Annotated in this window: 7 protein-coding genes and 1 pseudogene; 5 read left to right on the top strand and 3 right to left on the bottom strand. The window is 40.6% G+C overall.

Annotated elements, in window-relative coordinates; all coding sequences use genetic code 11:
- From ACK5MF_RS06585 to ACK5MF_RS06565, 5 genes and pseudogenes are all read left to right on the top strand, one after another.
- A partial coding sequence (locus ACK5MF_RS06585) for an integrase core domain-containing protein (protein WP_416919986.1) occupies positions 1-243 on the top strand: 243 nt, incomplete at its 5' end.
- Between the two features lie 441 nt (positions 244-684).
- Positions 685-1,875 (top strand): hypothetical protein, encoded by a 1,191-nt coding sequence (locus ACK5MF_RS06580; protein WP_416920532.1) that lies wholly within the window; start codon positions 685-687, stop codon positions 1,873-1,875.
- Between the two features lie 509 nt (positions 1,876-2,384).
- Positions 2,385-2,633 (top strand): type II toxin-antitoxin system antitoxin HipB, encoded by a 249-nt coding sequence (hipB, locus tag ACK5MF_RS06575; protein ID WP_416920530.1) that lies wholly within the window; start codon positions 2,385-2,387, stop codon positions 2,631-2,633.
- On the top strand, positions 2,633-3,952 hold the full coding sequence (locus ACK5MF_RS06570) for a type II toxin-antitoxin system HipA family toxin (RefSeq protein ID WP_416920528.1): 1,320 nt from the start codon (positions 2,633-2,635) through the stop codon (positions 3,950-3,952). Before hipB ends, ACK5MF_RS06570 begins: the two co-directional genes overlap by 1 nt.
- A 47-nt stretch (positions 3,953-3,999) precedes the next feature.
- Positions 4,000-4,119 (top strand): annotated as a pseudogene (locus tag ACK5MF_RS06565) (transcriptional regulator); the annotation flags it as partial.
- 22 nt (positions 4,120-4,141) lie between these two features.
- Here the strand turns inward: ACK5MF_RS06565 and ACK5MF_RS06560 are convergent.
- From ACK5MF_RS06560 to ACK5MF_RS06550, 3 genes are all read right to left on the bottom strand, one after another.
- Complete coding sequence (locus ACK5MF_RS06560; RefSeq protein ID WP_416920526.1) at positions 4,142-7,765, bottom strand: putative bifunctional diguanylate cyclase/phosphodiesterase; 3,624 nt, start codon at positions 7,763-7,765, stop codon at positions 4,142-4,144.
- Positions 7,766-7,950: 185 nt separating this feature from the next.
- On the bottom strand, positions 7,951-11,568 hold the full coding sequence (locus ACK5MF_RS06555; RefSeq protein WP_416920524.1) for a putative bifunctional diguanylate cyclase/phosphodiesterase: 3,618 nt from the start codon (positions 11,566-11,568) through the stop codon (positions 7,951-7,953).
- A 123-nt stretch (positions 11,569-11,691) separates the two neighbouring features.
- On the bottom strand, positions 11,692-11,924 hold a 233-nt coding region (locus ACK5MF_RS06550), incomplete at its 5' end, for an integrase core domain-containing protein (RefSeq protein WP_416920522.1).

The following is an 11,924-nucleotide window of genomic DNA, read 5'->3' as shown; positions in this document are numbered from 1 at the left end:
TTATCGAGACGCGGAAATTGCTGGGACAACGCACCGATGGAACGCTTTTTCCGCAGCTTAAAGACCGAGTGGGTATCAACGGCAGGATATCGGAGCTTTTCAGAAGCTCAGCAACAAATCACGAGATATATAGTTGGTTATTACAGCCAACTTAGGCCCCATCAATATAATGGCGGGTTAACACCCAATGAATCAGAACGATTATATTGGGAGAACTCTAAAACTGTGGCCAATTTTTATTGACCACTACAATGTATATTACCTATACCAACAAGTTGAAAATAACTTTCACACCAAAACCATAGCATAAATCCAGATTTACCTACTAATAATTATATCAAACTCAACTTACACCATCTATTTCACCACCCATATATTACTTTCATCATAAATCACTAACTCGAAACTTAAAGATTAATATTACATTAAATTTCAACCATGCTAATATAATGATTGACATAGCAGTAATAATTCAAGTAAATAAAATTAGTATTTGAAAGGTCAATCTCACTCACTAACTTTTTTCAAAAAAAGTTGACTAATTAAGAAAACACAGAAACGGTAAAAACCAACATAAAAACAACACAAAACCCACACTAAAAAACAAAAAACCACTGTAAATCTGCAATAAAACCTGTATATTTCTTACAACATTCCCACAAAAATCTTACGTAAGGATTCAGGATGAGTTCATATCGCTATTTAGAATTAATAAAAAAATCAACTGAAAACGAATTAAAGCGATATATTAGAATCATTGAAACAGAGCTTGGATATAGCGAAACAATTACTAATCTTAATAATCACAAGAAAGCTAACCTTGAATTAACATTAAGTGAGTTGATTAGTAATAAATTAAGAATTGCGAGAGAAAAACTAGATAGCGGACACTTATCCGAGAGGGAAGAATATAAACTAGGCGATTGTATTGACGAGCTTTTTGCTCAATCAAGAGAGATTAGTTATGAATTTAGCAATCACATCGGATGGCTAGATAGAGAGCCAAGGGCCCTTTACTTTTTTGTTGTTATCGCTCGTGCCATAGTTGACACAGGCAACACAGAGCTTAGCTACCCTGTAACTGAATTTTCTTTCGAAGCCAAGTCAGAGTCAAAATATCAATCCAAATCACAAAGTTTTTCAGCAGTAAAATACTTACTTAAAGACACCGACTACCTAGAGCCGCTAAGCAAAATCTGTCCAAACAAAAACCTCTCGACCTACGAGAATCTTGTTAGTGCACTAGAAGTCATCATCACATCAAGATCACCAAGGGAACAGAAAAGCACATACCGCTTACTTGAGGATATAGAAAACCTATATGAGACTGTTTTCGTTAACAGAAATGCAGATAGAAAAGCCTTTAAAACAGATGACGCTGAGTTAATCAATCGGTATTACCGATATTTAACAAAAAAATACCCATACACCGGGTTATCCATGACAGAGGATATCGATAAGCAAAAGCAAACAATCATGTGTATTTTCGATGTACTTTGTGCGACGAACGATCCAGACACGTTTAAACAGTTAGAAAACAAATTGGTTGAGAAATTCAATAGAAGTAAAAGGGACAAAGCAAAAGGTAAAGTACCAAAGACGACTAAAGAAGAAAAAACCCTAACATTCAGCGAGTCGGACTGGATGAAACTCATCGATCTTACCGGCAGCGACGCAAAAAACGAGATTAAGGCAAAATTGAAAGAGTTGATCGACAAAGAATTAGCAGATCAAAAGGATGCTAAAAAGGGTAGCGGAGATCAGGAGACGAACGGTGAAACCCAACCCCCAGACAAAAACAAAGATAGCAAGCAATCTGTCAATGAATTGTTTAACAAACCATCGTTTGGAAGACATCTTCTGAAGTACGACTAAGATTTAATTTCGTCGTTATTGAGAACAATAGGTACACCACAAGGTACACCGATTAAAATCAAACCGAATAATTGAAAACAAAATCAATGAATTAAAAGTTAAGATCAACTTACCCCAGCACCAAATACCGGTATCGGGACGTCTCAGGACGTCCCGTTTTCTTTTCCAACACCTTGTCCCTCCTAGCTTTAATTGGATCACCACGTCTCATAGAATTTCACTTTATCTCATGCTTTTAGTAACATTTCGCGTAACACACACCAGATAACCTGCAAGGAATAAAACACTAATTATCTCCTATAAGGGATAAAACATCAGTTATCCCCTATAAGGGATGAAACACTAATTATCCTCTACAGGGGATAAAATATCAGTTATCCTCTGTAAGGGATAAAACACCACCCCACACACAACAGGGGATAGCAATTAGGAATCTATAGATAATTTTGGATATAGGTTGTAGGTGATACGGATCTCACTAGATATGTAGACTAGTAGGAGTTAACTAAATGATATATAGCCCAAAACAACTCGCAGACAGAATGCTCTTAATAAGGCAAAAAAACCGCTGGAGTCAGAGTGAGCTAGCAAAAAAAGTAGGTTTAAAACAATCGACTATTTCTAACTTCGAAAACAATCCTAGTCGAACAACACTTTCAACCTTTTTTAAGCTACTTCAAGCGATGGAATTGACTCTAAGCGTTTATGAGAAAAATCATAAACAACAGAACAGCACTACTGGTGATGAGGATTGGTAATGCAAGAATTAGTCGCATATATGAACGGAGAAGTTGTTGGTAGATTACAAAAGCAATCAAATGGCGCACATTCCTTTAAATATGACCCGAGTTGGATTGATAGTGATAAGGTCCGTCCTTTATCACTATCATTAAAGCTACAACTACCTACTATAAAGTCAGACGCTGTAATCAACTACTTTGATAACCTTTTACCTGACTCCCCTAAAGTAAGGGATAGAATTGTAGCAAGATACAAGGCTGCATCTAAACAACCATTTGATCTTCTGAAAGAAGTAGGCAAAGACAGTGTTGGTGCAATCTCGTTATTGCCTCCAGATCAACCTTACGAAGAAGGGCCTCTTAGCTATGAAATATTAGACGAGAGCAAACTTGAAAAAGTACTTTTAGCCTATAAGTCCGACGTACCACTAGGAATGATTGAAGAGGAAAATGACTTCAGAATTTCTGTTGCCGGAGCACAAGAAAAAACTGCTCTTCTTCGCTTCAACGAACACTGGTGCATACCAAAAGGTAACACACCAACAACACATATCATAAAGCTACCTATCGGTGAAATACAGCAAGCTCAGGCAACATTAGATTTAACAGATAGTGTTGAGAATGAATTCTTATGTATTGAGTTAGCTCGGGAGCTTGGCTTTAAAGTACCTAATGTTGAGATAATACAAACAAAGGAAGTCAAAGCATTAGCTGTAGAGCGCTTTGATAGACGCTGGAACAGTAATAAAACAAAACTATTGCGCCTACCTCAGGAAGATATTTGCCAGGTGAAAGGAATGCCTTCATCGATAAAATATGAAGCTCAAGGTGGACCAGGAATTGCTGAAATAATGGCTTTATTAATGGGGTCTAATAATGCAATCGAAGATCAATTTAACTTTATGAAATTCCAAGTTTTTCAATGGGCTATTGGCGCCACAGATGGACATGCAAAAAACTTTTCTATCTTTATAGAGAAGGGAGGAAGTTACAGACTCACACCTTTCTACGACATTTTATCAGCATACCCTGTATTAGGAGGAAAAGGTCTAAACATTCGAAAATTAAAGCTTGCTATGGGGTTAAAAGCGACCAAAGGCAAAAAGTATGAGATAAGCAAAATCTATTCTCGTCACTTCATTGATACAGCTAAGGATGTGGGTTTTGATCAAGAAAAAATGCAATCGATCCTCGATGAAATGCAAATTGAAATGCCGAAAGCGATTGAACGCTTAAAATCCAAATTGCCTAAAGAATTCCCAAGTAAAATTGCTGACGCTATTTTCGACAACTCACTTAATATGGTTAGTAAACTAAAACTAGGTAGTGAAGACTAAACAAGACAACAATCACAGTATTTCGGTGAAATCCCAACTAACTGTGAGGAAACTACAATACTGAGATTCTCAACAAGGTATTCAAACCATTTGGCTTAAAGGTCGGACTGATTCCGTCTTCTCCCAATGTGTTAAAGTCGTTATTAATCGATGGTGAGGCTGGGTAGAATGCTCTATATCCGCCTGCGCTTAATGCTCATCCCACCCAATGTTTTTTAATGCAAATTGTTTATCAAGATAAGCCATAAGATCCACTGCCCCCATAGGTTTAGCAAACATATAGCCCTGAACTGTATTACAGCCAATATCTTTAAGAAATTGCAGTTGCTCTGAGGTTTCCACACCTTCAGCAATCACATCCATGCCAAAATTCTCAGCCCAAGTGCATACAGAGGTAGTGATGGCTTTATCACCATTAGAGTGAGGTAATTCTTGAATAAAGCTGCGATCAATTTTTATTGTATCAATTGGCAGATTTTTTAAATAGTTGAGCGATGAGTAGCCGGTACCAAAATCATCGAGGAAGATTTTGAATCCAAGGCTTTTCAATATATTCAATTTTTCTGAGACCACGGCGATATCATGTAAAAAGATGGTTTCAGTCACTTCTAAACTAATACAAGATGTGATTAAGCCTGATTTTTCCACCAATGCAATTAAACGCTCACAAAAATCGTCGAGCACAAAATGCAGTGCAGAAATATTGATCGACACATAGAGCGGCGAATGATAACGCTGATTAAGCTTGGCGATAAAAGCGAATGTCTCAACCAAAAGATTTTCCGTCGCATTGATAATGAGTTTACTACTTTCCAAGGTCGCCATAAAAGCATTCGGATAAACAATCTGGCCTCCTTTCTGCCAACGCATCAAGGCTTCCACTCCCACCACGGTATTATCCATTGAATCCATCACGGGTTGGTAGTGCATGAAAAATTCACGATGGAACACCGCCTCTTTCAGTGATTGTTCCAGTAATACCGCTTCTTGTACCTGCAACGCTAACTGTTGGGTAAAAATTTCATACGTACCTCGTCCTCTCGCTTTGGCACGGTACATAGCAATATCGGAATTACGTAGCAGATCGGGAACCGTCATCGCATCATCGGGATAAAAAGTCACGCCGACGCTGGTCGAAGTATGGATCAGTTGATCTTTAACCGTAAACGGCTGAACTAATACATCAATAATGATTTCGACCTGTTGGATCACCGCTTCGTAGCTGTCAATATCTTCCAAAATGATTAGAAACTCATCGCCACCAAGACGGCTCACCGTATCCGATTCGTGGCAAACACTACTCAGACGTCGTGCGACGCTGCACAATAAAATGTCTCCGGCTTCATGACCCAAGACATCATTCACTTGTTTGAATTTATCCAAATCAAGAAACAACACGGCAATTTTGCTCTGCTTAAATTTGGCATTATCAATCGCATGCTCAAGGCGGTCGTAACCTAAAGAGCGGTTAGCCAAACCCGTTAAAGGATCATAATGGGCTTGCTGGTAGAGCACTTTTTCATGTTGTTTACGCTCGGAAATATCGTGCTGAATCGCGGCAAAATTGATGATGTTCCGCTCATCATCGAGAATAGGAATGATGATGACAAAGGAGGGAAATAGTGAACCATCACGCTTCGCTGTCCAAATTTCACCCTTCCAACTTTCTTTGGCAAGGATCTGCTTATGGATAGCCTGATAAAACGGCGCATTGTGCTCAGAGGTTTGCATCACCTGATAAGTTTGTCCGATAATATCGGCAGGCAAATAGCCGGTAAGCTGTGTAAATGCCTCATTAACATGGCTAATCATGCCTTTGATATCGGTGATCACAATCGCTTCGGTATTATTACTGAAAATACTGGCATAGGTTTTCAGTTGTTGTTCTTGCGCCAGTTTTTCTTGCAGTTGTTGTTCTATCTGATGATTCAAACCAATCAGTTGCTGTGTGCGCTCTTCGATACGCGATTCGAGTAACTCGCTGTATTGCTTCTCTTTTTGTACGTAATGTTGCAAATCGCTCGCCATATCGTTAAACGAAACAGCTAACATACCGATTTCATCTTCTGAATCGATAGGAATACGGTAATCAAAATGATTCTGTGCATACTGATTGGCACCGGCTATCAGCTTTTGGATCCGTTGACGTAATACGTTTGAAATCCACACAGCAATGCTGATCATCAGTACTATCATCAAAACAGTTGCGGTGGTTAACTGGCTAATTAAGCTGTCGGTTTCATTTTTCGTCCGCTGTTCAGTATTCCCCACTATCTCGCTGACACGAGCCAATTGCTCAGTCAATAACACATCTAAATTATCCCGTGTTTGCAGTGCAGCCTTATGGAACTCTTCGGTATTGGCACCTAACGTAACAAAACCAAATCCACGTGGCGTATCGCCATATTTCCCAGTGTAATAAGGGATGGCCGCCGCTGTGGTCAGTTTCCAGATATTACTCCAATGGATAATAAACGAGCCTAAACCGCCGTTTTCCGTCAATTGCATCCATCCGGTACATTGCGGAGCAAAGTTCAAATAGCGGCAATCCAGACCAACATGACCTTGTTTTACGCCTTCAAGCGAGGGTTTCTTATTCAGTGATTGAGCATCAAAAGTTGGATAGGTGGCGAGAAACTGATGAATATCTGTCGAGCCCGATTGTTTAAACGCCTCTTCAACTTCGGATGACAACCAGGGAATCATACGCAAACCGGTTTGCGGATCAAACCCTGAAATAGAATAATCACGAGCGTGAGAGATTGAACGACCTTGATAGTCCCACATAAATGCATAGTTACCGGCGCTGGCATCGGAAGATTCTAATGGTGAGTAGCCCAATGGATCAAAGGTGTCGGTAAATTCCATAATGTGCCGATGATCAAGTGCCAATGATACATAGCCAATTTTCTCTGCTGCAGAAAATACCGGGGTAATGAAGCGGACTATACCTTCAAATCGTTTGCCTTTCGGGTTTTCCTTACCAGCATAACCATGCTGCTCTGGCGCAAATTCGATGCCGAGTTTATCGGCCTTTTCTTTGCTGAAAGTGCCGATAATTTTGCTCGGTATATAAGCACCAATCACATCCGAGACATAGATATCGCCTTGTTTAAGCGCTTGTATCTCTGAAAAATAATGTTCAGCTTTAATATAGGTATTTTTCGCATCGCTAATATTTAGCTTATGGGGATTAATGCTCGAAACTTTAACCTGCTCTTGCCCCGTCAGATCAAAGAAGACAATTTCTTTATAAATTGGGATAAGCTTTTGAGCATGTTTGATCGGATCAATGCGGTGAAACTCGCGGGCATTATCAAGCAAACTGGCCTGTTTTAATTCTTGTTCGACATCCTGAGCAACATCTCGTCGCCATTCATTGCTTGTTTCATCGAATGAATAAAATGAACTTTCATCCGCCATCACAGCGCGATGCTTGTTGGCCATAAAAGTGCGAAATGTCGCTTCACTTTGAGGAAACGATGCCAAAAGTAGTAGGTCTTCATCGCGTTGATAAAGAAAGTCTGCCACGGAACGAGCAATCTGGCCGCCGAGCCTTTCCATGGATTCTTGCGATTTACGATCGAGTGAGAGAATACTGTCGGCAACGGCAATTTCGCCGGTAGACGCCACTACTTTTTCAGCGGTCTTCTCCAACTGGCGAGTGTTTTCGGTAAAAAAGTCATAAAGAGAATAGATACCCAGCAAAGTGATCAGCGCCAGAATAATCAACGGGATCACTTTTATAGCGGTAAACAAGATAATGAGCTTAGCCCGAATATTTAAGTTAGATAAAAATTGTTTTATTGCCATCCGCAAACCCATAGTTTTGATACCACCGGCTATCAAAACCAACACCGAACCTTCATGTATGAGAAATTAATTAACTTGATTTAACATGTCGATTGCTTCTGGCGGATTTGAGGCTTGCAATGAGTAATTCAGCGAATTCCTAACAGCCCTTTCCTTTATTCTCAGAATTAATGAGCCGTCATCCTTCAATGACTTTGTTTGACCAATTGTTGGTCTAGGTAAACGATCAGATCCACCGAACTCATAGGTTTGGCAAACATATATCCTTGCACGGTATGGCAACCTATATGATTAAGAAACTGCAGTTGTTCCGGCGTTTCAACCCCTTCAGCAATCACATCCATAGTAAAGTTCTCCGCCCAAGAACAGACTGAGGTAGTGATCGCCTTATCTCCTACCTCATCGGGTAGACCTTGAATAAAACTCTTATCGATTTTTATCGTATCGATCGGCAGGCGTTTTAAATAACTCAGCGAAGAATAACCGGTACCAAAATCATCAAGGAAGATCTTAAATCCTAGCGTTTTTAATGTTTGTAATTTTTCACAGACAACCGCGACATCATGAACAAAAACCGTTTCCGTAACTTCTAGGCAGATGTTCGACGCCATTAGCCCAGATTGATCGACAAATTTAACTAATCGCTCACAAAAATCCTCAAGCACAAAATGCAGTGCAGAAATATTGATCGAAACATAAATCGGCGAGCTGTAGCGCTGATTAAGCCTAGCGATAAAAGCAAATGTCTCAACCAAAACACTTTCGGTTGCATTGATAATTAATTTGCTACTTTCTAAGGTTCCCATAAACGCATTCGGATAAATAATCAAATTATCCCTTTGCCAACGCATCAGGGCTTCAACCCCTATCACGGTATTATTTTCCGTATCCACAACCGGTTGATAATGCATAAAAAATTCACGATTAATAACAGCTTCTTTCAACGATTGTTCCAGTAATACCGCCTCTTGAACTTGTTGCGCTAACTGTTGAGTAAAGATCTCATAAGTTCCCTGCCCTCTGGCTTTGGCGCGATACATAGCGATATCAGAATTTCGTAGCAAATCAGGAACGGTAACCGCATCATCAGGATAAAAAGTCACCCCCACGCTGGTCGAAGAATGGATCAATTGATCTTTGACCGTAAAAGGCTGAAGCAACACATCAATAATCGCTTCCACCTGTTGCACGACGGCTTCGTAACAGTTTACGTTTTCGAGAATAATCAGGAATTCATCGCCACCTAAACGGCTCACGGTATCCGACTCATGACACACACTACTCAAACGACGAGCAACGTTACACAAGAGAATATCACCCGCTTCATGTCCCAAGACATCATTGACTTGCTTAAATTTGTCTAAATCAAGAAACAACACCGCAATGCGGCTTTGATTGAGTCTGGCGCTTTCGATCGCACTTTCAAGGCGCTCATAGGCTAACGAACGGTTGGCAAGCCCGGTGAGTTGATCATAATTGGCTTGCTGATAGAGCATTTTCTCATGTTGTTTGCGCTCGGAGATATCGTGCTGAATCCCGGCAAAATTAACAATGTTACCGTCCATATCGAGAATAGGGATAATAATGACAAAAGAAGGAAATAGTGAACCATCCCGTTTCGCCGTCCAAATTTCGCCCTTCCAACTCTCTTTGGCTAAAATCTGTTGGCGAATAGCCTGATAGAATGACTCGTTATGCAATGAAGTTTGCATGAGTTGATAACTTTGCCCAACAATATCATCAGCAAAATAACCCATTAGCTCAGTAAACGCTTCGTTTACATGCTCGATATTGCCTCTGATATCGGTGATCACGATAGCTTCGGTGTTATTATTGAAAATCTTAGCGTAAATCTTCAGTTTTTGCTCTTGAGCCACCTTTTCCTGTAATTGTTGCTCAATTTGCAGATTCAGGCTGATCAGTTGCTTCGTGCGTTCGGCAATACGTGACTCCAGTGATTCGCTATACTGTTTTTCTTTCCAAATATGGTGCTGCAAAGCCGCTGCCATATCATTAAACGAAACCGATAGCATACCGATTTCATCTTTCGAATCGATAGGAATACGGTAATCGAAATGATTGAGCGCATACTGATTAGCACCAGTGATCAGTTTTTGGATCCGCTGCCGCAGTGCATTGGAAATCCATACCGCGATGCTGATCATCAGTACAATCATCAGAGCTGTTGCTACAACTAACTGATTGATTAAGCTATCCGTTTCCTGTTTCGTCCGCTGCTCAGTGTTATTCACAATTCGCTTGATATGCGTCAATTGATCATTGAGCAAAACATCCAGATTATCCCGAGTCTTCAATGCGGCTCGGTGAAACTCTTCGGTATTGGCACCTAAGGTGACAAAACCAAACCCCCTTGGAGAATTAGCGTATTGCCCCGTGTAATAGGGGATTGTCGAGGCCGTGGTTAACTTCCAGATGTTACTCCAGTGGATAATAAAAGATCCTAACCCACCATTCTCCGTTAGCTGCATCCATCCTTGGCAGTGAGGAGCGAAGTTAAGGTAGCGGCAATCGACACCGATTTGCCCCTGTTTAACGCTTTCTAACGAAGGTTTTTTACTCAATGCCTGCGCATCAAAAGTGGGATAAGTAGCAAGAAATTGCCGGATATCTGTAGCACCAGAAAGCTTGAATGCCTGATCAATTTCCGAGGCCAGCCAAGGGATGGCGCGCTCCCCGGTTTCCGGGTCAAAACCTGCGATATGATAGTCTCGGGCATGAGAAATCGATCGCCCCATATAATCAAACATAAAAGTATAATTACCAGCACTGGCATCAGAAGATTCCAGTGATGAATAACCTAACGGATCAAAGGTATCGGTAAATTCCATCAGATGACGATGGTCAAGCGCCAGGGATAGATAACCGATTTTTTCTCCCGCCGAAAATATCGGTGTGATAAAACGCACTATGCCTTCAAATCGTTTGCCTTTCGGGTTTTCTTTTCCGGCATAACCATGTTGCTCTGGCGCAAATTCAATACCGAGTTTTTCCGCTTTCTGTTTGGTAAAGGTGCCGATCACCTTGCTCGGCACATATGCGCCAATCACCTCTGACACATAGATATCACCCTGTTTAAGATCTTGTATCACATCGAAATAACGCTCAGCTTTAATATAGGTATTGTTATGATTGCTGATATTTACTTTATGCGGATTAAGGTCCGATATCTTAACTTGTTCTTGCCCAGTCAGATCAAAAAACACCACTTCTTTATAAATTGGAATAAAGTGCTGTTGATATTTTATCTTATCAACACGATGAAACTCTCTGGCATTATCCGCTAAATTGGCTTGCTGTAATTCTGTTTCCGGGGTAAGTGCGCTATCACGTTGCCACTCATTGGTTGTGTCATCATAGGAATAGAAACTGCTTTCGTCTGGCATCACCGACCGACGATGAGTCAGCATAAAAGAATTAAATGTCTCCTCAGTTTGAGGTAACGAAGATAAAAACAGCAGATCAGTATCTCTTTGATAAAGAAAATCAGCGACGGAATCGGCAATTTTATCCGTGATCCTTTCTAGCGATTCTTGCGATTTACGGTCAAGCGCCAAAATACTATCGGCAATAGCAATTTCCCCGGTAGAGGTCACCACACGCTCCGCCGTTTGTTCCAGTTGACGAGTATTTTCGGTAAAAAAATCATAGAGAGAATAAATACCGATCAAGGTGACCACGGCCAATATTATCAGTGGGATCACTTTGATAGCGGTAAATAACACGATGAGTTTGGTACGAATATTGAGGTTGGATAAAAGTCGCTTCAGCGTAAACGTTGGCATAATACACAACCCTCATACAGCATACAGATCAGGCTTAACATCGAGAGAACAACATAACGGCATGACAAAACGAAGAAGCTAATTAATTTGCGGGGATATGTCGATTAGCTAAGTATGTAGTGGTCAATAAAAATTGGCCACAGTTTTAGAGTTCTCCCAATATAATCGTTCTGATTCATTGGGTGTTAACCCGCCATTATATTGATGGGGCCTAAGTTGGCTGTAATAACCAACTATATATCTCGTGATTTGTTGCTGAGCTTCTGAAAAGCTCCGATATCCTGCCGTTGATACCCACTCGGTCTTTAAGCTGCGGAAAAAGCGTTCCATCGGTGCGTTGTCCCAGCAATTTCCGC

The sequence above is a fragment of the Vibrio sp. genome, from assembly GCF_047973365.1.
GTDB lineage: Bacteria > Pseudomonadota > Gammaproteobacteria > Enterobacterales > Vibrionaceae > Vibrio.
Note: the sequence above shows the minus strand (reverse complement) of the source record. Positions and strands in the feature narration are given on the sequence as shown.

What these genes read in the sequence shown, in the direction of transcription:
- ACK5MF_RS06580 (WP_416920532.1), top strand. Translation starts at nt 685, where the DNA reads ATGAGTTCATATCGCTATTTAGAATTAATAAAAAAATCAACTGAAAAC.
- hipB (WP_416920530.1), top strand. Translation starts at nt 2,385, where the DNA reads ATGATATATAGCCCAAAACAACTCGCAGACAGAATGCTCTTAATAAGG.
- ACK5MF_RS06570 (WP_416920528.1), top strand. Translation starts at nt 2,633, where the DNA reads ATGCAAGAATTAGTCGCATATATGAACGGAGAAGTTGTTGGTAGATTA.
- ACK5MF_RS06560 (WP_416920526.1), bottom strand. Translation starts at nt 7,765, where the DNA reads ATGGCAATAAAACAATTTTTATCTAACTTAAATATTCGGGCTAAGCTC.
- ACK5MF_RS06555 (WP_416920524.1), bottom strand. Translation starts at nt 11,568, where the DNA reads ATGCCAACGTTTACGCTGAAGCGACTTTTATCCAACCTCAATATTCGT.